This window comes from Stenotrophomonas sp. YJH_SMC_58, assembly GCF_059369635.1.
On the sequence record NZ_JCAFSW010000014.1, the window covers coordinates 1 to 24,484 of the forward strand.

Consider the following 24,484-nt stretch of genomic DNA (forward strand, 5'->3'; position numbering starts at 1 on the left):
CGCGGCATGGATGCCGCGGCCAAGCCCCCAAGGACGGGTTCACGGCGTCCCCGCACTACCCACCCTCCCGGCCAGCCCCTGGGAAACCAGCTTTCCGCGAACAACCAAACCACCCACGAGGGGCTGCGCCGTTGGCGGGAATCCGCCACGGATTCGTTAGCCGGAAGTTAAAGATCCGTAAGCATTCTGCTGCGATCCCGCAGTCATTTGCATGCAACCGATCGTCATTAGCCTTCGTGACGTTCCAGTCAGGTTCGACGCGGTAAGCTCTCCCTCGATGAGCTCGCAGCATCGTTCATCGAGTGCAGTACGCAGTAGCAATTTGGAGGAATACATCACATGGCAATCGTTCTTTATGTCGGTGGTAGCAAGGATGGCGAGAAGGGCGTGGTGCCCTACGGCTTCAGCAAATCCCGCGCCGACACCGCGCTGGGGCCGGAGTTCTACACGGAGCGGTTCATGGAACTGCAGGGTGTCGGCAAGGTCCGCCTGATGGCCCTGGAAGGCATGCGTGACGAGATCGTCATGCAGCGCGCCGCCCGCCACTACCGCTGACCTTCGCAACACGCGGCAGGGCGCGCCCACCATCGCGCGCCCGCGCCGGCATCCCACCCCAGGGCCAGTCCGAGCCCTCTCTCCGCCAGGATGCCGGCGTCCACTCCGGCCCCGCCGCTGAACCTCGCCCCCTGTCAATGCCTTGTCCGGCTCCGTCGTGGATTGCCAGAATGGGATCTTCCCGTACCGCGGCACAGACCTGAAGCAATGCACGACGCCAAGAACGCCCAGAGCGCGCTCGCCCAGCAGATCGCCCAGACCATCGCCGACGAGATCGGTGCCCAGTCCGCCCAGGTGCGCGCCGCCGTCGGCCTGCTCGACGAGGGCGCCAGCGTTCCGTTCATCGCGCGCTACCGCAAGGAAGTGACCGGGGGCCTGGATGACACCCAGCTGCGCAACCTGGAAGCGCGCCTGACCTATCTGCGCGAGCTGGAGGACCGCCGCGCGGCGGTGCTGGCCAGCATCGGCGAACAGGGCAAGCTCAGCGACGAACTGCGCAACGACATCCTGGCGGCCGATACCAAGAGCCGCCTGGAAGATCTGTACCTGCCGTACAAGCCCAAGCGCCGCACGCGCGCGCAGATCGCCCGCGAGGCCGGTCTCGAGCCGCTGGCCGATGGACTGCTGGCCAATCCCACGCAGGACCCGCAGGCCTTCGCGGCCGCCTTCGTCAACACCGACAAGGGCGTGGCCGACACCAAGGCCGCGCTGGAAGGTGCGCGCGCGATCCTGATGGAGCGCTGGGGCGAGGACGCCGCGCTGGTCGGCGAGCTGCGCACCTGGCTGGGAGAGAACGGCGTGATCCGTGCCCGCGTGGCCGAGGGCAAGGAAACCGAAGGCGCCAAGTACCGCGACTATTTCGAACATGCCGAATCTCTGGCGAAGATTCCTTCGCACCGGTTGCTGGCGCTGTTCCGCGCGCGCCGCGAAGAGATCCTGTTCCTGGAACTGGACCCGGGCAGCGATGCCGAGGCCGGCCACCAGTACGCCGAAGGCCGCGTGGCGCGCAGGGCCGGCATCGCCGACCGGGGCCGCGCCGCCGATCGCTGGCTGCTGGACGCCTGCCGCCTGACCTGGCGCGCCAAGCTGCACACCCATCTGCTGCTGGACCTGTTCAACCAGGCCCGCGAGAAGGCCGAGGCTGAGGCCATCGCGGTGTTCGGCGACAACCTGAAGGATCTGCTGCTGGCCGCACCGGCGGGCCCGAAGACCGTGCTTGGGCTGGACCCGGGCATCCGCACCGGCTGCAAGATCGCCGTGGTCGATGCCACAGGCAAGCTGGTGGCCACCGACACCATCTACCCGCATGAGCCACGTCGCCAGTGGGACCAGTCGGTGCAGACGATCAAGCAACTGTGCGCCAAGCACAACGTTGAACTGATCGCGATCGGCAACGGCACCGCCAGCCGCGAAACCGACAAGCTGGCCGGCGAAGCGATCAAGGCTGCCGCCAACCCGAAGCTGCAGAAGGTCGTGGTCAGCGAGGCGGGCGCCTCGGTGTACTCGGCCTCCGAGTTCGCGGCCAAGGAGTTCCCGGGGCTGGACGTGTCGCTGCGTGGCGCGGTGTCGATCGCGCGTCGCCTGCAGGACCCGCTGGCCGAACTGGTCAAGATCGAACCCAAGGCGATCGGTGTCGGCCAGTACCAGCACGATGTGGACCAGTACCGGCTGGCGCGGGCGCTGGACGCGCGCGTGGAGGACTGCGTGAACGCCGTGGGCGTGTACGTGAACACCGCATCGGCCGCGCTGCTGTCGCGGGTGTCCGGCCTGTCGGCCACGGTGGCCGAGAACATCGTGCGCCATCGTGACGAGAACGGCCCGTTCAAGCGCCGCAAGGATCTGCTGAAGGTCGCGCGCCTGGGCGAGAAGACCTTCGAACAGTGCGCCGGCTTCCTGCGCATCGCCGACGGCGACCAGCCGCTGGATGCTTCGGCGGTGCACCCCGAAGCCTATCCGGTGGTCGAGCGCATCGTGGCCAGCACCGCACGCCCGATCAAGGCGCTGATCGGTGATGGCAGCTTCCTGCGTGGCCTGAAGGCCGAGCAGTTCACCGATGACACCTTCGGCTTGCCGACCGTGCGCGACATCCTGAAGGAACTGGAGAAGCCGGGCCGCGACCCGCGTCCGGAGTTCAAGGCTGCGCGCTTCGCCGAAGGCGTGGAGGACATCAAGGACCTGCGCGAGGGCATGGTGCTGGAAGGCGTGGTGAGCAACGTGGCGGCCTTCGGTGCCTTCGTCGATATCGGCGTGCACCAGGACGGCCTGATCCACATTTCGGCGTTGTCCGACACCTTCGTGAAGGACCCGCGTGACGTGGTCAAGGCTGGCGACATCGTCAAGGTGAAGGTGCTGGAGGTGGACGTGGCGCGCAAGCGCATTGCCCTGACCCGGCGTCTGGACGATACCCCCGGGCAGGCCACCAGCCGCCCGGGCCAGCGTGATGAGCGCGGCCATGGGCAGGGTCCGCGCCGGGATGCAGGCGGCCAGAACCGCGGGCCGAACCGGGGCCAGGGCAATGGCGGCCGTCCCGCCGCGTCCGTGCCGCCGGCCAACAACGCCCTGGCCGAGGCCTTTGCCCGCGCCAAGCGTAGTTGAGGACCGTGTTCCCCGTCACGCTTGATTCGTGGCGGGGGACTTGTCGATTTTCCCCGTGATTGCGCACACTTGCGCTTGAGGGGAGGCGTCCGGCCACCCCGCTGTCGCTGGGGAGGGCCATGACGCCAGCAGGACCCGTCGTCTTCGTTGAGGTCTGCAGCGTCGCGCTGCGGCCGCTGCCTGCCTGCGCGGGCCGGGGGCAGCGGTGATGGCGGGCCAGGGCACCAACGGCAACGGGTTGCTGGAGCGCCGCCTGCAGGCGCTGGCCGAAGAGCGTCGGCGGCTGGCGATGATCATCGATGGCACCGCCGCGGGCACCTGGGAATGGAACGTGCAGAACGGCGAGATGCGGGTCAACGCGCGCTGGGCCGAGATTGTCGGTTACCGCCTGGAAGAGCTGGAGCCGGTCTGCCAGAAGACCTTCCTGAAGCTGGTCCATCCCGATGACATAGCGCTGTCGGACGCGGCACTGGACGAGCATTTCGAGGGGCGCACCGACAACTATGCGTGCCTGCTGCGGATGCGCCACAAGAATGGCCAGTGGATATGGATCCAGGACCGTGGCCGCGTCTTCGAATGGGACGCGCAGGGCAAACCATTGTGGATGGCCGGCGCGCATGCCGACGTGACCGAGCTGCAGCAGGCCCGACAGGATGCGGCCGAAACACGGCAACGCCTGCAGGCCGTGGTCGATGCCTCCGACGAGGTGGCGGTGATCGCCACCGATATCGATGGCACCATCACCCTATTCAACACGGGCGCGCAACGCCTGCTGGGCTACAGCGCGGCGGATGTGGTCGGCCAGCGCCGGCTGGATGCCTTCCACGATCCGCAGGAACTGAATGCCTGGCTGCGACCGCTGGCCGATGCCGATGGCCAACTGCCAGATGTGTTCGAGGCACTCAGTGCGCGTGCCGATGGCCAGACCTATTCGCGGCAATGGACGCTGCTGCGCAAGGACGGCCAGCCACGCCAGGTACGCCTCTCGATCAGCCGCATGGACGGTGCCGACGGTGTACGCATCGGCTATGTCGGGATGGCCATCGACATCACCGAGATCCTGCAGGCGAGGGCCGAAGCGCGCTTGTCCGCGGAGAAGTTCGCCGGTGCATTCACCTCGGCTGCGCTGGGCATGGCGCTGGTGTCACTGGAAGGGCGATGGCTGGACGTCAACGATGCGCTGTGCCGGATCCTCGGCTATCCGCGGGAAGAACTGCTGCAGGTGGATTTCCAGCGTCTCACCCATCCTGATGACCTGCAGACCGACCTGGCCCTGGTGCAGGACCTGCTGGCCGGGCGTCGCAGCCACTACCACCTGGAAAAGCGCTATCTCGATCGCGATGGCAAGGTCATCTGGGCCCGATTGTCTGTCTCGCTGGTGCGCAACGAGCATGGCGAGCCGTTGCATTTCGTGTCGCAGATCCAGGACATCACCGCCCAGCGCAGCAGCGAGCAGCGGCTGTTCGAGAGCGAACAGCGCAGCCGCATCACCCTGGATGCCGTGGCCGACCTGGTGCTGAGCGTCAGCCTCGATGGCCGTATCGATTACGCCAATGCCGCTGCAGTACGCATGTTGGCCGGCGATGGCGCGTTGTCGCTGGCCGGACACAAGGTGCAGGATGTGCTGGCGCTGACCACCGAATACGCGCCGGGTTCGGTGCTGGACGTGTCGGTACTGCTGGATCCGGACAGCAATGCGGTCGACCTGCATGCCGACCTGCTGCTGCGCCTGGGTGCCGCCACGGTGCCGGTGGACCTGACCCGCGCCTGGTTGCGCGATGACGAGGGCCACGTGCGAGGCGCGGTCTGGGTGCTGCGCGACGATACCCAGCAGCGTGCCCGCCAGCGCGAGGCGCGTCATCTGGCCGAGATCGATCCGCTGACCGAACTGAGCAACCGCCGTGGCTTCGAGGTGCATCTGCAGCAGGCGATCACCCGCGTCGAACGTACCGGCCAGGCCGCGTCGCTGATGTACATCGATCTGGACCGGTTCAAGCCGATCAACGATACCTGGGGCCATCTGGCTGGCGATGCGGTGCTCTGGGCAGTGGCCAGTGTTCTGCGTCACGGGGTGCGCGATTCGGATGTGGTGGCGCGGCTGGGCGGCGATGAGTTCGCGGTGATCCTGTCCGGTTGCACGCCGCGTCGTGCAGCGCGCATTGGCGGCGAGCTGCTGCATACCCTGGCGTCGCTGTCGATTCCGTGGGACCAGGACCGGTTGCGGGTAGGGGCCAGCATCGGCATCGCGCCGCTGGCCGGAGGGATGAGCGTGGACCAGGCGGTGGCCGCGGCCGATGCCCAGTGTTACCGGGCCAAGGCGATGGGCCGCAACAACGTGCAGGTGCAGGGCGAGGCCAGTGAGCTGCCGGGCGATGATTCCGAGGTCGTCGAGGGCTGATCTCAGCCTGTGAGAGGGCGGGCGCAAATACTCCGCGCACCTCCTCTCTTACAGGTGATCCCATGAATGTCTGCAACCCGATGGCGGTGCGTGCCTTCGCCCCGGCCCTGGTCGGCTGGTGCCTCGCGCTGGCCGCCTGCCTGCGTACGGAACAGCTGCGCGGCGACCTGCACGCGCAGGCCTTGCTGCCGGTGCTACAGGGCGGGGCGGTCGCCCTGCTGGTGTTCACGCTGTCCTGCATCGGTGCCGCCAGCATCGTGCTGTGGCGGGCGGGCAGGAAGGAAGTACCGCCTCATGCTTTTGATGCTCAGGCCCATGCTTCACGGGAAGGCGCAGAGATCACCTGAAGGGAAAGAGATGTTACCTGTCGATATAACGCCTGCAACACCACCCTTTGCATTGATGCCGTTGCAGTTTCCAACACCCAAGCGACGATTCTGAATGAACCGGTTGGAGCGGAATGTTGCCGTGGTACCGCCCGATGTCTCAAACACCGCCCCACCATAGTTCGCACCGCTTACAGCATTGTTTTCTGCAAGAAAGCGCTGTGAACCCTGTACGACGTCGATACCCCATTCGCCAGGGCGTTCAATCACCGAGTTCTTGATGGTGCAGTCGACGCAGTTCACCAGATAGATGGCGCTGGCGCCGGAGTCGATGACGCGGGCGCCATCAATCATGACGTTGCTCGAGTTGTAGATGGCCATCTCGCCATCGCCCCCCGGGCCATCCTTGCGGCCGGTCAGCTGCCCATAGAGGATGGTGACGTCGCGGGAATCGGTGATCCACAGATTCGGGTCTGCCACATTGTTGCCCGCTATGCCGTTGGCACGCATGAAGGTGTCCCATATATCCACACCTTTCCCGCCCACGACACCAGTGCTGATCTGGAAGCCGACGATATCGAGGCTCCAGATGATGATGCGGTCCTGATGATAGGCCAGTACACCGAAGTTTCCGCCTGTACCGGTGGACAATGTGAAGTTGTGCAGCATGGTGCCGCTGCCGAGCCCGATTGCCTTCTGTGGGGAGCCATGGGCGGAGATCACGACGTCGGCCATGCTCGCACCCAATCCCTCGATGGTCGTGCCGGAGGGTACTTCAAGTGGTGCAGGCCCAGTGACGTAGGCGCCAGGCCGCAGGCAGATTTTCTTGCCAGGTGCGGCTGTCACTGCGGCAGCAAGGTCACCACCACTGTCGAGAGTGAGATCGCATGCCGAGGCCTGCGCAGCACCGGTCAGGCCTATGGCAAAGAGTACGGCGGAAATGCGTTGTTTCATTATGGGTTCCTTCCGTGGAGTGGTTGAAGTTGCATCCAAGATACCGCAGCCGACCGGCTTGACGTCAACGCAGAACTTCATCCGCACTGACCAGCTGCACATCGTGCATCTGGTTGAGGTACGCCTCGTAGTAGCCCTTGTGCGAGGCACCGACGATGGTCAGCATGCGGGTGCCCGGGTGCTGGCCGAGCACGTCGCGCATGTTGGCGACCATGCGCAGGTTGCGGGTTTCCCAGTAGCCCACGTAGTTGCGGCCGAAGCCTTCCGGCGAGGGTTCGACGAGCGTCGCGCCGAAATCGCTGTTGAAGGCCAGCATCGCGGCCTCGGGTGCGTTGTAGGCGCGATACATCGCGAGCAACCCATCCGGTCGAGCAAGATTGGCTTCCAGTCGTTCATCGGCCGCCCTGCGCGCTTTGGCGAAGGAATTGTCCCAGGCACCGCGTATGGCGGCAGCGTAGGCCTTCTGCTGCGATTCCGGTGTAGGCGAATCCGCAGTGTGGTCGTCGACCGCCCACAGCCGCTCCAGCCCCAGGCGTGCGGCGAGGACGCCGGCCACCAGGCCGGCCTCGTTGCGGCGTGCCATGCGCGTGTCGAGGAACTGCACCAGCTCCGGTGTCAGGCTGTCCGAGGCGCGTCGCTCTTCCCTGGGCAGCCGCAGCCATTGGACGACTGCCGAGCTGCTCTCGCCCGCAGCCAGGAACACTGCGGCCAATCGGCGTCGCTGGGCAGCGGTTGGCGCCTTCGGCCAATCCGCAAGCAGGCGTTCCATCTCCACGTTGGCGCTGGGCACGTCCAGGCCGGTGGCGGCCTGCGCCGGTGCCGGATCGACGCAGTAGTCCGCTACGCTGTCCGCGTATCGGGCCGGATTGCGGCGCATGAAGTCACACTGCAGGCCGGACAGGTTCTCCACTGCGATCGCGGTGGGCCGCCAGGCTTCCAGACGCTGCAGCAGAGGTTCCAGCATCGCCGGCGTGAAGGTCTCCGGCAGGCTGGACAGGTGCGGGCTGCCCAGCACCAGCACTTCGTTCGGGCGCCCCGCGGGCGGTCCCTTCAGCTGGTCCGGGTGGAAGGCCGGTCGATAGGCGGTGTCGTTGGCCAGCGCGCTGCTGCTGCACACGGCCAGGAAGAGAAGGCTGGCAAAGCGAGGGAACATGCGATCTCCATGTCGATGAGCATCCTGCGGGACCTTCATGCTGGTCATATTCTCCTGCCGCGGAATCCCGCATTGGTCATGTAAACCTTTTTGCCTTGAGCTGCATCCTTCTGCTGAGCGATGCTGTACCCAGCGCCCAGGCAATGCAGAACATGACGTCCGACGACTGGACCATCGACAGTCCGCGGCTGCACCTCCGGCCATTCACGCCCCGGTGTATTCCTTGGCCTGGCAGGCCTGCATCGAGCCCGTGACGCAGAACCCGAACTGGGCATCTGGACCGCCGAAATGATGCATGGGCACGGCTATGGTCGCGAAGCCGTGGCGGCGGTGTGGTCGGCCGCCTCAGGGCGCCTGCGCTGTGCTGCGTTCCGCTATCCGGTGGCCGAGCAGAGCCGGTCCAGCCGTTCCCTCGCTGAGTCCCTCGGCGGACTTCCTGTAGCACGTGAGCAGGGCGTGAAGTACACGGCAATCGTCTACCGCATTCCGGCTGCAATGCACGGAGTTGCGACGGACGTCGCGGAATCCCGCTAAAGCGGCCGACGGCATCGCCGATACTCCCTCTGGATCCCGCTCCAGTCACCCGCCGCAGGACCCCAGGCTGCCCCCGATGGGCGGTCCGCGCAGTGTGTTCCGCCGCTCCCAGATGCCGATCGCACCCGCAGCAGACGTTCTTGGCAGTCGCTCGAGAGGTGCCGTTGGCACCTGTAGTCCCTGGCAACTGATGTTGCCGCCGGGCATCCCGCCCGTCGGGTCACAACCGCTTACCGGACACCGAGGATCAGACAATGCTCATTCCAGGCTTCACGGCAGGCGCGCAGGCGCCGGCCGAGCTGCACACCCGTTGGTCGCCGTGGCGTGCGCTGCTTGGCGTACTGGCGCCGCAGCAACGCACCGGCACAGAGAAGGCGATGACCGACCGCACCGAGCTGGAAGCGCAGGTGGCCGCGCTGCATCGCGTGCAGGCCGTCATCGAGTTCGCGCTCGACGGCACCATCCTGCAGGCCAATGACAATTTCCTGCAGGCGATGGGCTACCGGCTGGAGGAGATCCAGGGCAAGCATCATTCCCTGTTCGTCGACCCCGAGCTGGCGCGCAGCGCCGAATACCGCGACTTCTGGGCGCGCTTGGAGCGCGGCGAATACGACGCCGGACAGTACCGCCGCTTCGGCAAGGGCCAGCGCGAGATCTGGATCCAGGCCTCGTACAACCCGGTACTGGACCGCCAGGGGCGGCCGTACAAGGTGGTCAAGTTCGCGACCGACATCACCGCGCAGAAGCTGCAGGCGGCCGACTCGGCGGGGCAACTGGCCGCGATCACCAAGTCGCAGGCGGTGATCGAGTTCAGCATGGATGGCCGCATCCTGTCGGCCAATGACAATTTCCTGGCCGCCACCGGCTACAGCCTGGACGAAGTGCGCGGGCAGCACCATTCGTTGTTTGTCGAGCCCGAGCATCGCAGCAGCATCGAATATCGCCAGTTCTGGGAGAAACTGGGGCGCGGCGAATATGACGCCGGCCAGTATCGGCGTCTTGGCAAAGGCGGGCGTGAGGTCTGGATCCAAGCGTCCTACAACCCGATCCTGGACCTCAATGGCAAGCCGTTCAAGGTCGTCAAGTACGCCACCGACATCACCGCGCAGGTGCATGAAAACCAGGCCATGCAGCGCGCGGTGGCGCAGACCCGCGAGGTGGTGGCCGCGGCCAAGCAGGGCGATCTGACCCAGCGCGTGGCCACCGCCGACAAGAATGGCTCGATCGCCGAACTGTGCGAAGGCGTGAATTCGCTGGTCGAGGCGATGGCCGCGATCATCGGCCAGATCAAGTTCGCCGCGGACACCATCGCAGTCGGCGCGACTGAAATCGCACAGGGCAACAGCGACCTCTCGCAGCGCACCGAGCAGCAGGCGGCTTCGCTCGAGGAAACCGCGGTGTCGATGAAGGGCCTGGCCGAAACCGTGCAGCGCACCGCCACCAACGCGCGCCAGGCGAGCCAGCTGGCCGGTGGAGCCGCCGATGTCGCTGCGCGCGGCGGCAGTGTGGTGCATGAGGTGGTCGAAACGATGGCGGTGATCAATGCCTCGTCGCGGCGCATCGTCGACATCATCGGGGTGATCGACGGCATCGCCTTCCAGACCAACATTCTCGCGCTGAACGCAGCGGTGGAGGCGGCGCGCGCCGGTGAACACGGCCGTGGATTTGCCGTGGTTGCCACCGAGATCCGCGAGCTGTCGCAGCGTTCGGCCAGCGCAGCGAAGGAGATCAAGCACCTGATCGATGAGTCGGTTGCCAATGTGGGTGCCGGTACGGCGCAGGTTGAGAGCGCGGGCCGCACCATGGACGAGATCGTGACCAACGTGCGCCGGGTGAGCGACCTGATGACCGAAATCAGCACTGCCTCGCAGCAGCAGAGCGACGACATCCAGCAGATGAACCAGGCCGTCGATCTGATCGACCAGGGCACCCAGCAGAACGCGGCCCTGGTCGAGGAGGCGTCGGCGGCGGCACGCAGCATGGAAGAGCAGTCGGCGCAGCTGCTGCAGACGGTGGCCAGCTTCCGCTTGCAGGGCGGCGCCGGGCACCGGCACGGAGCGGCGGCGCTGCATGCGGTCTAGGCGCGGCGACCGGACTGTTCTTCCTTGGTTTCGGTGTCGCCGCGTACGCAGTTGCGACCGGCATGCTTGGCGCGATACAGGGCCTGGTCGGCGCGTTCGACCAGGCCGCGCGGATCGCCGTCTTCGCCGGGTGCCTGCCAGGCCACGCCGATGCTGATGGTGACGCTGGAAACGGGGGCGGGCAGGGCTGCGGCTTCGACCGAAGCGCGCAGCCGTTCGCCCAGGCCCAGGGCGTGGGTGGCATCGGGCGAGGGCAGGGCGGCGATGAACTCTTCGCCGCCATAGCGGGCCAGCAGATCGTCGCCCCGTTGCAGGCAGCCATCGAGGATGCCGGCGACGGCACGCAGGCGCCGATCACCTTCCGGATGGCCGTAGGTGTCGTTCAGCCGTTTGAAGTGGTCGATGTCGATCATCAGTACCGCCAGGCCCTGGCCCTGGCGGCGCGCGCGGCGGTGGGCCCGATCCAGCGACTCATCGAAGCTGCGCCGGTTGCCCAGTCCGGTCAGCGGATCGCGCCGCGCCAGCGTTTCCAGTTCATCGCGCTGGCGCTGGATCTCGACCTGGCTCAGCACGCTGCGCAGCGCATAGCCGAGCAGGGAGCCGATGAAGCCGACCGTGGCCAGGGTCGGCTGCAGGCGCGCGACCAGAAGCGCCACCAGCATCAGCAGCAAGGGCAGCATCAGTGGTACGCCGGCATCGACGATGCGCCGCAGGCTGCGGGATACCTCCACTGCCGGGCAGCGACGATGGCTGCCCGCCAGGATGGCCAGCAGCACGAACAGTCCACTGATCAGCAGGTCGCCCCAATTGCCGTCGGGCACCTGCGGCTGATAGGTATTGATGTAGAAGGCCAGCAGGAAGTAGCCCAGCGCGTAGATCGTCAGCGTCCGGAAAAAAACGCGGCGGTCCGGATCGTCCTCGGCCAGGAAACGGATCAGTGCGAAGCAGAACACCAGGCTGTTCTGCACGCCGCTCATGGTGTTCAGGCACTGCGTCCACAAGGCGGTGTTCAGCGGCGCCATGGCCCGCGCATGCAGGTAGTACAGCAGCCAAAGCAGGGCAATGATCCCGAGGTCCACCGCACGGATGTAGCGGTTCCCGCCGCCCGGGCTTGCAGCGACGTAGGTCAGGGGGATCCGGTAGAACACGTACAGGATCAGTGTTGAGGCGGTCATCTGCGCAGGGGCGAGGCCGGCCACATTGCGGTACAGCAGCGCCAGCAGCGCGAGAGAGAACAGGCCGACGGCCGCGCCGAGCAGTCGCCACTGGCAGGCCGCCTGGCTGACACGTGCACGCCGTACGCAGGCCAGTGCAGCCAGCAGCGGGGCGGTGATCAGCATCAGGTAGGAGCCGACCGGGTCCTGCGGGCCGACAAAGGCAATGACGAGCGCGTGCGTGACGAGAAAAAACAGTGCAGCACGCAACGTCATGCAGTCCCCCACCCCCGGATCCGGCGGGATCACCATAGGCAGATGTACGTGAGGCTGGCAAGAAAAGTGTGCACTACGTCTAGCGACAACCCTGTCAGCGGTCGCAGTTTTGCGTCAGCACAGTGACACCGGAGCGGCTACACGGGCCTGCATCGCCCGAAAAGCAAAAGGCCAGGTCATGGACCTGGCCTTTGATGCTGTGGTGCCGGTGAAAGGACTCGAACCTTCATGGGGTCACCCCCGGCTGATTTTGAGTCAGCTGCGTATACCATTCCGCCACACCGGCAGGCAGCGTGTGAGTGTAACCGAGGAGGGCAGGGCTTTCATAGGGGCAAGGCAGATCGAGGCGTTTCCTGTCGGCATCGGCTCTGCGCTGGCTATACTGCGCCGGCTTGAATGCCTCCAGGAGCCATAGCCGATGACAGTGTTGCAGGACCTGAGGGTGCTGGTGGTCGAGAACGACGAGATGAGCGCAGCCTTGCTGCAGATGCAGCTGGTGCATGCCGGCGCGACCGTGGTCGGGTTGGCGGCGAGCGTGGCTGAAGCATTGCGCGTGCTGGAAGACTCGGTCCCCGATGTGGCCCTGCTGGACTATCGCCTGGCCCGCAACGAGACCAGCGAGCCGGTGGCGGCAGCATTGTCGGCGCGAGGCGTACCGTTCGTGCTTGCCACCGGAATGCTGGCTGAGCAGCTGCCCGAGTCCATGCTGTCCGGAGTACTGCTGGTCAAGCCGTATCTGTCGGCGGATCTGACCCGGGCGCTGAGCCGTGCGGTGGGCCGTTCCAGCGCAACGGCGTGAGAACGGCGCTTCAGCCGGCCTCCTCGTACAGGTAACGGATGTCCTCGCGGTCGTCGAGGATGCTGTACTGCCCGGCCAGGTTGTCCGGATCGGGGTTGAGCCACGCATCGAGATGCTCCCTGCGGATCGGTATCACGCCGCGATCGTGACCTGCCGCGGCGACATCGCGTGGCGGGGTGTCGGTGATCGTGGCGAATGAGAGCAGGCGTCCTTCCGGTCCCTCCCATTCCGCCCAAAGGCAGGCCAGAAGCAGGTCGCGGGGCGGGTCCGGGCGAAACTCCAGCACCACATCCTGTTCCTTTTCACTGGCGCCAAGCGCGCGCCCTGCGATCGCGTGGCGTGGTACGTGCTCATAGAACGCCTGCACCACGACAACGCCGTGGCGAAGGCCGAACGCGCCGCGCCAATAGCCTTCCAGGCTGTCGCGTCGTGCGTTGTAGGTGCCGGGGTAGAGCACGTCGTTGCGTGCCGGCTTGTCCGGCAGCCGGCATTGGTAGCGCATCGGCTTGATCACCCGTCGGCCGCTCTCGCTGACCATCACCGGCGCGTAGGTGCCGGGAAAAATGCGGTTGTCGCGCGGCAGTAGTTGTACCCGGTGCAGGTCCTCAAGCCGGGCCTGGGCGCGCTCGATGCGGTTGCCGGCCACGCGCAGGTCGTTGCGTGCCTTCTGGGTGGGGCGGGTGGCGAGCGTCGCGTGGGCGATATCGCGGCGCTCGCGTTGGCGGGCCAGCTCCGCCTCCAGAGCCTGGCGTTCCTGCGCATGCCACTGCTGGATCTTCGCGACGATGTCGCGACCCTGTTCGGTGCGCGCGCCGGCAAAGCCGTCGTCCATGGCCTTGGGGGTTTTCGGCCGCTTCTTGCCGGGATCGTGCGCGTACAGTTCGGCGAACTCCTCCAGCGACAGGATGGCACCGAACTCGCGGACCAGCTTGGCGTAGTCAGCGCGGATCAGGGCGGAATAGCACATGGGAACTCTGCAGGCCTGGGTCGCAGTCGTTGCGACGTGGATGCGGCAGGATAGCCCGACCTACAGGGAGATACCGCATGAATGATTCTGTCAGCTGCCAGTTCCGCGAGGCTGTCCCCACGGTCGAAGACTATTGCCAGCTGCGTGTGCTGGCGGGCCTCAGTGCCAAGAGCCAGGAGGCGGCGGCACGCGCGCTGCCCAATACCCTGTATGGCGTGTGCGCCTACCAGGGCAATGAGCTGGTAGCGATGGGCCGCATCGTCGGCGATGGTGGGTGCCACCTGCAGGTCTGTGATATCGCGGTGCTGCCGCGCCTGCAGGGGCAGGGCCTGGGCAAGGAAGTGATGCGTCGCCTGGATGGCTGGATGCAGGCGAACCTGCCGCCGTCTGCATACGTCAGCCTTCTGGCCGATGGTGAAGCGCACCGGTTGTACGCGCAGTTTGGTTTCGCACCCACCGCACCTGCATCGATCGGGATGTATCGCCGGTTCTGAGGTGTGTTCAGGCTGAGGCCATCCATGCGTGGCATGGATCTACTGGGCCAACCGGCCGCCGGATCCATCCCGGCTCTGCAGTAGATCCACGCCATGCGTGGACAGGGCTTTCACGGGAATCTCAGGCAAAGAAAAACCCCGGCCGAAGCCAGGGTTTTCAAGAATTGGCGTCCCCACGGGGATTCGAACCCCGGTCGCCACCGTGAAAGGGTGATGTCCTAGGCCTCTAGACGATGGGGACGCACGAAAACTTCAAGTTGTAGATCCTTCGACGGCCTAATGTCGAAGTGGTGGAGCCAAGCGGGATCGAACCGCTGACCTCCTGCATGCCATGCAGGCGCTCTCCCAGCTGAGCTATGGCCCCATGAAACTCCGGATGATCTGCCGGGAGCAGAGTCCGTTTTGAAACTGGCGTCCCCACGGGGATTCGAACCCCGGTCGCCACCGTGAAAGGGTGATGTCCTAGGCCTCTAGACGATGGGGACGCACGAAAAACTTCAAGTTGTAGAACCTTCGACGGCCTAATGTCGAAAGTGGTGGAGCCAAGCGGGATCGAACCGCTGACCTCCTGCATGCCATGCAGGCGCTCTCCCAGCTGAGCTATGGCCCCGTGTTACCGAGCCGCCTATCATACCTGCGTGTTCACGTTTGTGGAAGTCTTTTTTTGAACTTTTTTCGTTCCGGTTCAACCGCAGCCACGAGGGCAGGGGAACCGCAACGCCACACCCTGAATGCCGGTAGGCGGTGAACAAAAAAGACCCGGTTATCGGCCGGGTCCTCGTTGTTCGTGATGAGTGGCGTCCCCACGGGGATTCGAACCCCGGTCGCCACCGTGAAAGGGTGATGTCCTAGGCCTCTAGACGATGGGGACGCAATTCTCATCAATGTTCTTTAGCGACCTTTCGACGGCCTAATGCCGAAAGATTGGTGGAGCCAAGCGGGATCGAACCGCTGACCTCCTGCATGCCATGCAGGCGCTCTCCCAGCTGAGCTATGGCCCCACGTCGCTGAGGAGCGAAATAATAGCCTTGCCCCAGGGGGTTGGCAAGCATTTGTTGCACTTTTCTTCACGCGTGTTGCGAAGCCGATGTCAGTCGCCTGCGGCCGTGGTGTCGTCGGTCAGAGCGGCCAGGATCGGGCACTGGTCCAGCGCGCCATGGCCGGGGCAGGCGTCGACCAGCTGCGACAGCGCGATGTGCATGCGCTGCAGTTCGGCCAACCGTTGTGCGATGTCCTGCAGGCGGGCCTGCGCGGTGTCACGCACGCTGCCCATGTCCTGCTGGTGGTGATCACTGAGCGCGAGCAGCTCTCCGATTTCCTCCAGGCTGAAGCCCAGTGCCTTGGCGCGGCGGATGAAGCGCAGCCGGCGCAGATCCGGCTCGCCGAAGATGCGGTAACCCCCGGCCGAGCGCGCCGCCGTCGGCAGCAGCTGCTGCCGTTCGTAATAGCGGACCGTATCGATCGGCACGCCCGCCTGACGGGCCAGTTGTCCAATGTTCATGGCAGCTTTCCTGCGGATCCTGCCGGCCATTGTGAAGCCTGGAGTCTGGTCGAGAGTCAAGGCTTCAGCTCGGTGCGCGCATTCAGCCCACTTTGCAACTTTCTTCATAGCCCCGCAGATGGGCCTGTTCCTACCCTTCGCCTGAACCGGCCGTTCGATGGCCTGCAACGAACCGAGGAGGTGGTCTGTGGAGGGAGTCAGGAACGAAGCATTCGTAGAGGTTGCGGTGGTCGAATATCCGGGAGGGGACCCCTCCGCCGCCTCTGTGCTGGCCGAAATGGCCCACGTCGCCAACCGCCTGGCCCAACAGCAGCGCCGACCCTTCAAGCGTGTGCTTGTCACCCGCTGGATCGTTCCCGCCAGCCAGACCGGCGTACACCGCATCGCGGGTGCTGAAATGCTCGACGCCGCCATTCCCGCGGTGATCGCGGTTCCCGGCCAGATCAGCCCCGGAGCCTGTCTGCGCGCCGAAGAGGTCCTGCTGGACTGGTTGCGGGCCCATTACGACGGGGGCAGCCTGCTGGCTGCTGCCAGCGACGGGGTCGGTGTACTGGCCCGTGCGGGACTGCTGGCCGAAAGAACGGTCAGCGGCCCCGATCTGGGGCGACATCCTGGGCTGCAGGCGCAGGCGGTGAGCTGGGTGCCCAGTGAGCGGGCGCTGGTCGACGATGGCGATCTGCTGACGGTTGGCGGATCGCAGGCCTGGCGTTTCCTCGGGTTGCGTTTGCTGTACCGGCTGCACGGGCAGGGCGTGGCGAGCGCGGTCGCGCAACAGCTCGGGATCGTCGTGCCCGCAGGAATCCAGCAGGATCTTGAGCGTTTCAGTGCCAACTTCGCCCACGGTGACCGCGATGTACTGAAGGCCCAGCGCTGGCTGCATACCACTGCGGCACGAGGAGCCACTCTGGCCGCAATCTGCGAGGTTTCCGGATTGGAACCGCGCACCCTGCAGCGGCGCTTCCTCCGGGCGACCGGTCTGCGGCCGATCGAATACTGCCAACGGCTGCGCATTGCCAAGGCGCAGACCCTGCTGCAGCAGGGCGCAGGCATCGAGGAGGTGGCCTGGGGGGTGGGCTACGCTGATCAGAGCGCGTTCCGGCGTCTGTTCCTCCGCATCGTAGGCATGACACCGGCCAACTATCGCCGCCACGTCAACTGCAAGCGGCGGGAGCGACCGTTGATGCCGTCGGTGGCCGGAAGTCTGCGCGGCCTGCAGGCGTCCCCCGGAATGCAGTTGGGGCGGAGTGCGGCCTGACCATGGGTGGCGGGCGAGCGCTTGCAACCTGGGCGTGACGCTTTGACCATGCAGGCAGTGGAACTTGAACAGGTGGGCTGATGTCGAGTGTTGGACCGGTACCGATGCCGGTGGTGTTGATCCTGATGTGCACATTGCTGGCCATGATCGTTGCCCGTCTTTGGCCGCGCAGGGCAGTGGGAATGCCGCTGCCGTCGGCAGCAGGCATGGTGCTGGACATGCTGCTGGTCGGCCTGCTGTGTGGTCGTGTCAGTTTTGTTGTGCTGAATTTCGCGCTCTATCGTTCGGAGCCCTGGAGCATTCTGCAGGTCACCGATGGTGGCTATCACCTGATGGTGGTGCTGGTGGCCGGGCTGTCGTGGGGATTATGGCGTCTGCGGCCGTGGCGTCAGTTGCGTGCACCGGTGCTGACGAGCGCACTGGTGGGTGCGTTGTTCTGGGTCGCTGGTGGCCAGTTGCTGTCGGCATGGCAGGAGCGGCAGATGCCGTTGCCGGCGCTGCAGGTGGCGGACCTTCAAGGCGATCGTATCGATCTGCAGCAGTTCCGCGGCAAGCCGCTGGTGCTGAATCTGTGGGCCACATGGTGCGGGCCCTGCCGCCGTGAGATGCCGGTGCTGGCGACGGCACAACAGGCACATGATGACGTGCAGTTCGTATTCCTCAACCAGGGCGAAACCCTGGATGAGGTCCAGGGTTTCCTGGCCGGCGAACGACTGATGCTGGGCAACGTGCTGCTGGATGATGACGCTGCTGCTTCCACCGTGCTCGGCGTTCAGGCATATCCTTCCACGCTCTTTTTCGACGCCGATGGGCGCCTGCGTGAACTGCACCTGGGCGAACTGACTGCGGCCGGCCTTGAACACAAACTGCGCCGGCTGCGGTAGCCTGCGCAGGCATCTCACTACGGAGTTCCCATGTTGTCGATTTCCCTGCGCACCGCCCCGGCGGTGCTCCTGCTGCCGGTCATGCTGGCATTGGCCGCCTGCAGCCAGGCACAGACGCCGCCGGGCAAGGCCGCTACGGCGTCGGCGACGACTGCTCCGGCATCTGCCGCCAAGGGCGACCGTCCAGCGGTGCTGAAGGGCATCGAGAAGCACGGCTTCGAGGTCGTTGCCGAGTTCGATGCGCCGGACGGCCTGCGCGGTTTTGCTGGCGTGGTGGGAGGGCAGCAGCCTGCAGCGGCCTATGTCACGGCCGATGGCAAGCACGTACTGGTGGGCAGCCTGTTCGATGCCGAAGGTAATGATGTGGCTGCCGAAGCGGTCGAGAAGCTGGTTGCCGCACCGATGTCGGTCAAAATGTGGACCAAGCTCGAAGCCAGCGCCTGGGTACGTGATGGCAAGGCCGACGCGCCCCGCGTGGTCTATACCTTCAGCGATGCCAACTGCCCGTATTGCCACAAGTTCTGGGAGGCGGCCCGTCCGTGGGTCGACGCCGGCAAGGTACAGCTGCGCCACATCATGGTGGGTGTGATCCGCGAGGACAGTCCGGCCAAGGCCGCAGCCATCCTCTCCGCACGTGATCCGAGCGCGGCGCTGCTGGAGAACGAACACCAGTTCGACCGTGGCGGTATCAAAGCGCTGCCGAACATCAGCCGCGAGATCGCCGGCAAGCTCGACGCCAACCAGGTGTTGATGCTGGAAATGGGGTTCCAGGGCACCCCGGGCATCCTGTTCCAGGATGCACAGGGCCAGGTGCAGCGCCGGGCCGGATTGCCGCAGGGCGACGACCTGCAGACGGTGCTTGGTCCGCGCTGATCCACGCCTGCATGATGATGTAGACCACAGGCCCGCATGGTGACATGCGGGCCTGTTGCGTTCCTGCCCCAGGCGAACACAACCGCTTGCGCATTGTCTGTTCGTCGTCACGTCTGAATCGTGACTGAGATCAAGCATCGTGCCTTGATTCCAATCAAGGCCAAAAGCGACAAACGGACTAGCCTTTGACGCATGGAATACAGCGTCAATGCGCGATGGATGCCGCGCTCGCCACGCCCTGATCAGGGTCGGCCGGCACAGCCATTCACGACACTCTCACTCTGTGCTTGTTACCCAGACCGCTGCGGTCGCCACCTCTCTGGCAGCGCGGCCTTGATGGAGTCGACATGGATGCAGGCGGGGCAGTGTCATCGTCCTGTTGCCTGCCGTGCGCAGGCTGGCCGATGTCGTCGACGCAGTACCCGCATTTCCAGCAACGGCAACGCGAAGCCAGGGCGGCGCATGAATGCGCTCCGGAACCGTGATGCGAGTGTTCGTCAGGGGAGGATGCAATGCGTTTGGCCGTACTGAGTCTGGCATGCCTGGGGGCACTGGCGATCACGCCGGCGTACGCTCAACAGGGTGATGCAGAGGATGCGCAGGCATTGCGGAGCGAGATGGCCGCCATGCGCCAGGCGCTGGAACGCATGCAGCAACGGCTGGACCGGCTTGAGCAGCGCGATGCTGCGCCTGTGCAGGCAACAGCCGCGCCTGCAATGGCGCCGATGGCCTCTGCCGCCCCTGCCGACGTGATCCATCGCACCCAGGTGCCGGGTGTGGCGCAGCCGGTACTGCCGCAGCGCGATTCGGTCGCTGATCCGTCCACTGCGGCATCGCGACCGGACAGTGCGGCGGGCCCGACCGATCCGGATCTGAAGGGGTTCTTTGCCATACCCGGCACTGATACGGTGATCCGCATCGGCGGTTACGCCAAGCTGGATGCCATCGCCGATTCGCGCGCGGCCGGCGACGAGGATCAGTTCATTCCCTCGTCGATGCCGGTGGGCGGCAGCCACCGCGATGTCTCCAACTTCAACATCCACGCCAAGCAGACCCGCTTCAGCTTCGAGGCGCGGCGTCCAACCACGCACGGCAACCTGCGCTTCTATCTGGAGAACGACTTCTTCGGCAGCAGCGATGGCTACGAGTTCCGCCTGCGGCATGCGTATGGACAGCTCGGCAATACCTATGCCGGCTATGGCTACTCCAGCTTCATGGACCCGGACAGCCTGCCCGACACGCTGGACTTCGCCGGGCCGGGCGGCGCCGGCTATCTGCTGGTGGCCGGCATCCACCACAGCTTCACGATGGGCAAGGGCAACACGCTGACCGTGGCGGCCGAAGACCCGAAGACTGAACTTGCCGGTGCCAGTGATGAGCGGGCTGCGGTGAACCGTCTGCCGGACGTAACCGTGACCGCGCGCATGGAGCGCGACTGGGGCCACCTGCAGGTGGGCGCGGTGGCGCGCAGCCTGGCCTATGACGGCGATGGCGAGCGCGACCGGCGAATGGCCGGCGGCCTGCAGCTGAGTGGCTCGGCCTCGGTGGGCGAGCGCGACCTGCTGCTGTTCGGTGCGCTGGGAGGACGCGGCCTCAGCCGCTATACCGCCGACCTGACCGGCTCCGGGCTGGACGCGGTGGTCGGTGCCGATGGCCGCCTCGACGTGTTGGACCTGCACGGCGGCTTCGTCGGCTATACCCACTACTGGTCCGAGTTGTGGCGATCGAACCTGATCTTCGGCCAGCTGACCCTGGAGCGGAACGCCGCACTGGCGGCCGATGCCTTCCGGCAGAGCCGGTACGGCGTATTCAACCTGATCTGGAGCCCCGCGCCGTCGTGGACGATGGGCATGGAGGTGCTGTACGGCCGCCTGGAACAGCAGGGCGGCGCGCGCGGCGACACGGTCCGGGTGCAGGGCAGCCTGCAATACAACTTCATCAAATAGGCGCCAGCGGTCGTACGCCAGCGCAACCGTCCCCACGCCCGGTGCTGCCGGGCTCATGCCAGTACCGGAGATCGTCATGGCAGAAGCAAAGAAAATCGGGGTGGTCGGAGCCACCTTCCTCGTCGCCGGCAACATGATGGGCTCAGGCGTGTTCCTGTTGCCATCGAGCTTGGCCAAGATCGGTACCGCCTCGATCTGGGGCTGGTTGATCACCACCGCCGGTGCGCTGTTGCTGGCCTTCGTGTTCGCCAAGCTGGGCAAGCTGGCACCGAAGGCGGGCGGCCCGTACGCCTATGCGCGCGACTGGTTCGGGCCGTACATGGGCTTCCAGACCAACACCATCTACTGGTTCGCCAACTGGATCGGCAACGTCGCCATTCCGATCGCCGCGGTGGGCTATTTCAGCTACTTCTTCCCGATCCTGTCCGAGCCGCTGGTGCGCTGCATCGCGGTGCTGATCCTGGTATGGGCGCTGAGTTTCGCCAACGTGATCGGTCCGGCGTTCGTCAGCCGGGTGCAGACCGTCACCACCAGTTTTGCGCTGGTGCCGATCCTGGGCATCGCCATCTTCGGCTGGTTCTTCTTCGATGCCGACATCTTCAAGGGCGCCTACAATGTGTCGGGTGAATCCAACTTCGGCGCGATCTCCAGCGCCGCGGCACTGACGCTGTGGGCCTTCATTGGTGTCGAGTCGGCCTCGGTCACCGCTGGTGTGGTCGAGAACCCGGAAAAGAACGTGGCCCGTGCCACCCTGGCCGGCGTGTTCCTGGCTGCCATCGCCTATATCGCCAGCTCCTCGGTGATCATGGGCATGGTGCCCAATGGCGAACTGCAGACCTCCGATGCGCCGTTCGCACTGGCTGCCGCCAAGGCCGTCGGTGGCTGGGGCGGTGCGCTGGTCAGCCTGTGTGCCTTCATCGGCGCTGCCGGTTCGCTGGGCGGCTGGATCCTGCTGACCGCGCAGAGCGCCAAGGCGGCCTCCGATGACGGCCTGTTCCCGAGCATCTTCAGCAAGACCAACAAGGACGACGTGCCGGTCAAGGGTGTGCTGATCGTGGCCGTGCTGATGACCCTGGCGGTGCTGGTCACTTCCACCTCGGAAACCGCGTCGGCACAGTTCGACGTGATCACATCGGCGGCGGTGGTGCTGACCCTGCTGCCCTACATCTACTCGTGCGTGGCCTGCTACTTCGTGGTCGAGCGCTCGCACACCCTGGTCCACACCGGTGCGTTCTGGACCCTGACCAGCCTGACCGTCGTTTACTGCCTGTGGGCGATCTACGGCTCGTCGGGAACCATCGTGCAGTACGCGTTCCTGTTCGTGCTGTTCATCACCGTGTTCTATCCCTTCTTCAGCGAGGAGCGCCGCCAGCAGCGGCAGCGCGCCCGCGAGGCCTCGGCGATCAGCGCCGGCGCCCAGCGTTCCTGAGTTAGACAAGGAGAATCAACGTGTACTTCAAGTCCCTGGACTACCCGGTCATTGTCATCGACAACGACTACGAGTCGCCGCGCATCGGCGGCATCCTGATCCGCGCCCTGGTGGAAGAGCTGCGCAGCAACGACCAGCGCGTGCTGTGCGGCCTGAACCTGGATGATGCCCGTGCCGGTGCCCGCACCTACGTGGCGGCGTCGGCGGTGCTGATCTCGATCGATGGCAGCGAAGAGGTGGATGGCGAGTTCCAGCGCCTGACCGCCTTCCTGCGCGAGCAGAGCGCGCGCCGCGCCAACCTCCCGGTGTTCCTGTACGGCGAGCGCCGCACCATCGAGAAGGTGCCGAGCAAGCTGCTCAAGTACATTCACGGCTTCATCTTCCTGTTCGAAGACACCAAGAGCTTCATCTCGCGGCAGGTGATGCGCGCGGCCGAAGACTACATGAAGAACCTGCTGCCGCCGTTCTTCAAGGCGCTGATCCATCACGCGGCCGAGTCGAACTATTCCTGGCATACGCCTGGCCATGCGGGCGGCGTGGCGTTCACCAAATCGCCGGTCGGCCGCGCGTTCCATCAGTTCTATGGCGAGAACACGCTGCGCAGCGATCTGTCGATCTCGGTGCCGGAACTGGGTTCGCTGCTTGACCATACTGGTCCGATCAAGGACGCCGAGAACGAGGCCGCACGCAACTTCGGTGCCGACCATACCTTCTTCGTCACCAACGGCACTTCCACCGCCAACAAGATCGTCTGGCACGGCACAGTGGCCCGCGGCGACGTGGTGTTCGTCGACCGCAACTGCCACAAGTCGCTGCTGCACGCGCTGATCATGACCGGCGCGGTGCCGGTGTATTTCACCCCCAGCCGCAACGCGCATGGCATCATCGGCCCGATCAGCCTGGACCAGTTCACGCCCGAGTCGCTGCAGCAGCGTATCGCCGCCAACCCGCTGGCCAGCAAGGCCTACAAGGCCGGCTCCAAGCCGCGCATCGCAGTGGTGACCAACTCCACCTACGATGGCCTGTGCTACAACGCCGAGAAGATCGCCGACGAGATCGGCAGCGCGGTGGACTTCCTGCATTTCGACGAAGCCTGGTACGCCTACGCTGCGTTCCATCCGTTCTACGAGAACCACTACGGCATGGCCAAGGGCAAGCCGCGCGAGCAGGATGCGATCATCTTCACCACGCATTCCACGCACAAGCTGCTGGCCGCGTTCTCGCAGGCCTCGATGATCCACGTGCGCAACTCGGCGCAGCGCGACCTGGATGCCGAGCGCTTCAACGAGTCGTTCATGATGCACACCTCGACCAGCCCGCATTACGGGGTGATCGCGGCCTGTGATGTGGCCTCGAAGATGATGGAAGGCGATGCCGGCCGTTCGCTGGTACAGGAAATGCACGACGAGGCGATCGCGTTCCGCCGCGCGATGCTGCACGTCCGCGATGACCTGGGGCGCGACGACTGGTGGTTCAGCGTGTGGCAGCCGACCCAGGTCGAGCGCAGCCTGGACAAGGGCGATACGCCGGCACCGATGGTGGCCAAGCGCGAGGAGTGGTACCTGCAGCCGGATGCGCACTGGCACGGCTTCGAGAACCTGGTGGATGACTATGTTCTGATCGACCCGATCAAGGTGACCCTGCTGACCCCGGGCCTGGCGATGGACGGCAGCATGGGCAAGCTGGGCATTCCGGCGGCGGTGCTGAGCAAGTTCCTGTGGGGCCGCGGCATCACCGTGGAGAAGACCAACCTGTACTCGGTGCTGTTCCTGTTCTCAATGGGCATCACCAAGGGCAAGTGGAGCACCCTTGTCACCGAACTGATGGCGTTCAAGGAACTGTACGACCGCAATGCGCCGCTCAGCCAGGCACTGCCGACGCTGGCCGCCGACTATCCGAATGCCTACGCCGGTTGGGGCCTGCGTGACCTGTGCGACGCGCTGCATGCGTTCAACCAGGAGTTCGCGGTGGCCAAGGTGATGCGCGAGATGTACGTGGATCTGCCAACCCCGGTGATGACCCCGGCCGATGCCTACAACCACCTGGTGAAGGGCGAGATCGAGCGGGTCGACATCGAGCAGGTCAGTGGTCGCATCGCCGCGACCATGCTGGTGCCGTACCCGCCGGGCATTCCGACCATCATGCCGGGCGAGCGCTTTGGCGACAGCGATGAGCCGATCATCCAGTCGCTGCGCATCGCCCGTGAGCAGAATGCCCGCTTCCCGGGCTTCGAGTCGGACGTGCACGGGCTCATCATCGAGAACGACGGCGATGTGACCTCGTACAAGGTGGAGGTACTGAAGGCCTGAC

At 65.4% G+C, this 24,484-nt stretch carries 19 protein-coding genes and 7 tRNA genes; 14 read left to right on the forward strand and 12 right to left on the reverse strand.

What is annotated here, in order from left to right:
* The first annotated feature begins 339 nt into the window (after positions 1-339).
* From AC5P68_RS16170 to AC5P68_RS16185, 4 genes are all read left to right on the forward strand, one after another.
* A complete protein-coding gene (locus AC5P68_RS16170) occupies positions 340-555 on the forward strand; it encodes a hypothetical protein (protein ID WP_005410085.1) in 216 nt (71 codons plus the stop codon).
* A gap of 207 nt (positions 556-762) precedes the next feature.
* The gene (locus AC5P68_RS16175) at positions 763-3,150 is read left to right on the forward strand and encodes a Tex family protein (protein ID WP_231522398.1); all 2,388 of its coding nucleotides are present in this window, start codon (positions 763-765) and stop codon (positions 3,148-3,150) included.
* Positions 3,151-3,358: 208 nt separating this feature from the next.
* On the forward strand, positions 3,359-5,548 hold the full coding sequence (locus tag AC5P68_RS16180) for a PAS domain S-box protein (RefSeq protein WP_005410083.1): 2,190 nt from the start codon (positions 3,359-3,361) through the stop codon (positions 5,546-5,548).
* A 62-nt stretch (positions 5,549-5,610) separates the two neighbouring features.
* Positions 5,611-5,895, forward strand: a complete 285-nt coding sequence (locus AC5P68_RS16185; protein WP_049453095.1) for a hypothetical protein — start codon at positions 5,611-5,613, stop codon at positions 5,893-5,895.
* Here the strand turns inward: AC5P68_RS16185 and AC5P68_RS16190 are convergent.
* Together AC5P68_RS16190 and AC5P68_RS16195 are read right to left on the reverse strand one after the other, a co-directional pair.
* Positions 5,869-6,828 (reverse strand): right-handed parallel beta-helix repeat-containing protein, encoded by a 960-nt coding sequence (locus AC5P68_RS16190; protein ID WP_164124353.1) that lies wholly within the window; start codon positions 6,826-6,828, stop codon positions 5,869-5,871. The genes AC5P68_RS16185 and AC5P68_RS16190 overlap by 27 nt on opposite strands.
* Before the next feature lie 64 nt (positions 6,829-6,892).
* A complete protein-coding gene (locus AC5P68_RS16195) occupies positions 6,893-7,981 on the reverse strand; it encodes a DUF5694 domain-containing protein (RefSeq protein WP_033833937.1) in 1,089 nt (362 codons plus the stop codon).
* Positions 7,982-8,254: 273 nt separating this feature from the next.
* Between AC5P68_RS16195 and AC5P68_RS16200 the strand changes: the two genes are divergently transcribed.
* Together AC5P68_RS16200 and AC5P68_RS16205 are read left to right on the forward strand one after the other, a co-directional pair.
* Positions 8,255-8,515, forward strand: a complete 261-nt coding sequence (locus AC5P68_RS16200; RefSeq protein WP_329761723.1) for a hypothetical protein — start codon at positions 8,255-8,257, stop codon at positions 8,513-8,515.
* Between the two features lie 254 nt (positions 8,516-8,769).
* Positions 8,770-10,596, forward strand: a complete 1,827-nt coding sequence (locus tag AC5P68_RS16205) for a methyl-accepting chemotaxis protein (protein WP_033833936.1) — start codon at positions 8,770-8,772, stop codon at positions 10,594-10,596.
* On the opposite strand, the gene AC5P68_RS16210 is transcribed toward AC5P68_RS16205, so the two are convergent.
* Together AC5P68_RS16210 and AC5P68_RS16215 are read right to left on the reverse strand one after the other, a co-directional pair.
* On the reverse strand, positions 10,593-12,026 hold the full coding sequence (locus AC5P68_RS16210; protein ID WP_033833935.1) for a GGDEF domain-containing protein: 1,434 nt from the start codon (positions 12,024-12,026) through the stop codon (positions 10,593-10,595). The genes AC5P68_RS16205 and AC5P68_RS16210 overlap by 4 nt on opposite strands.
* Before the next feature lie 200 nt (positions 12,027-12,226).
* A tRNA-Leu gene (locus AC5P68_RS16215) sits at positions 12,227-12,312 on the reverse strand.
* 132 nt (positions 12,313-12,444) lie between these two features.
* Here AC5P68_RS16215 and AC5P68_RS16220 point away from each other — a divergent pair.
* On the forward strand, positions 12,445-12,825 hold the full coding sequence (locus AC5P68_RS16220) for a response regulator (protein WP_005410076.1): 381 nt from the start codon (positions 12,445-12,447) through the stop codon (positions 12,823-12,825).
* Between the two features lie 10 nt (positions 12,826-12,835).
* On the opposite strand, the gene AC5P68_RS16225 is transcribed toward AC5P68_RS16220, so the two are convergent.
* Entirely contained in the window at positions 12,836-13,792 is a 957-nt protein-coding gene (locus AC5P68_RS16225) for an SOS response-associated peptidase family protein (protein WP_033833934.1), read from the reverse strand.
* A gap of 77 nt (positions 13,793-13,869) precedes the next feature.
* Between AC5P68_RS16225 and AC5P68_RS16230 the strand changes: the two genes are divergently transcribed.
* Positions 13,870-14,286 (forward strand): GNAT family N-acetyltransferase, encoded by a 417-nt coding sequence (locus AC5P68_RS16230; RefSeq protein ID WP_005410074.1) that lies wholly within the window; start codon positions 13,870-13,872, stop codon positions 14,284-14,286.
* A gap of 165 nt (positions 14,287-14,451) precedes the next feature.
* On the opposite strand, the gene AC5P68_RS16235 is transcribed toward AC5P68_RS16230, so the two are convergent.
* The 7 genes from AC5P68_RS16235 to AC5P68_RS16265 form a co-directional block, all read right to left on the reverse strand.
* Positions 14,452-14,527: transfer RNA gene (locus AC5P68_RS16235), tRNA-Glu, on the reverse strand.
* A gap of 47 nt (positions 14,528-14,574) precedes the next feature.
* Positions 14,575-14,650, reverse strand: a tRNA-Ala gene (locus AC5P68_RS16240).
* 45 nt (positions 14,651-14,695) lie between these two features.
* Positions 14,696-14,771: transfer RNA gene (locus tag AC5P68_RS16245), tRNA-Glu, on the reverse strand.
* Positions 14,772-14,820: 49 nt separating this feature from the next.
* Positions 14,821-14,896, reverse strand: a tRNA-Ala gene (locus AC5P68_RS16250).
* Positions 14,897-15,081: 185 nt separating this feature from the next.
* Positions 15,082-15,157, reverse strand: a tRNA-Glu gene (locus AC5P68_RS16255).
* A gap of 54 nt (positions 15,158-15,211) precedes the next feature.
* A tRNA-Ala gene (locus AC5P68_RS16260) sits at positions 15,212-15,287 on the reverse strand.
* 89 nt (positions 15,288-15,376) lie between these two features.
* Entirely contained in the window at positions 15,377-15,787 is a 411-nt protein-coding gene (locus tag AC5P68_RS16265) for a heavy metal-responsive transcriptional regulator (RefSeq protein WP_033833933.1), read from the reverse strand.
* A 187-nt stretch (positions 15,788-15,974) separates the two neighbouring features.
* Here AC5P68_RS16265 and AC5P68_RS16270 point away from each other — a divergent pair, with 187 nt between their 5' ends.
* The 6 genes from AC5P68_RS16270 (at position 15,975) to AC5P68_RS16295 (ending at position 24,483) form a co-directional block, all read left to right on the forward strand.
* Positions 15,975-17,042, forward strand: coding sequence for a GlxA family transcriptional regulator (locus AC5P68_RS16270; RefSeq protein ID WP_495217108.1), 1,068 nt, complete (start codon positions 15,975-15,977; stop codon positions 17,040-17,042).
* Between the two features lie 80 nt (positions 17,043-17,122).
* Positions 17,123-17,926, forward strand: a complete 804-nt coding sequence (locus tag AC5P68_RS16275) for a TlpA disulfide reductase family protein (protein WP_033833932.1) — start codon at positions 17,123-17,125, stop codon at positions 17,924-17,926.
* Positions 17,927-17,956: 30 nt separating this feature from the next.
* Positions 17,957-18,799, forward strand: coding sequence for a thiol:disulfide interchange protein DsbG (gene dsbG, locus AC5P68_RS16280; RefSeq protein WP_033833931.1), 843 nt, complete (start codon positions 17,957-17,959; stop codon positions 18,797-18,799).
* Positions 18,800-19,311: 512 nt separating this feature from the next.
* On the forward strand, positions 19,312-20,745 hold the full coding sequence (locus AC5P68_RS16285; protein WP_231522397.1) for a DcaP family trimeric outer membrane transporter: 1,434 nt from the start codon (positions 19,312-19,314) through the stop codon (positions 20,743-20,745).
* Positions 20,746-20,821: 76 nt separating this feature from the next.
* Positions 20,822-22,174 carry an arginine/agmatine antiporter gene (adiC, locus tag AC5P68_RS16290; RefSeq protein ID WP_005410068.1) on the forward strand — a complete coding sequence of 451 codons (1,353 nt, stop codon included), beginning with the start codon at positions 20,822-20,824 and terminating at the stop codon, positions 22,172-22,174.
* Positions 22,175-22,194: 20 nt separating this feature from the next.
* Positions 22,195-24,483 (forward strand): Orn/Lys/Arg family decarboxylase, encoded by a 2,289-nt coding sequence (locus AC5P68_RS16295; protein ID WP_033833929.1) that lies wholly within the window; start codon positions 22,195-22,197, stop codon positions 24,481-24,483.
* The last annotated feature ends 1 nt before the right edge of the window (position 24,484 follow it).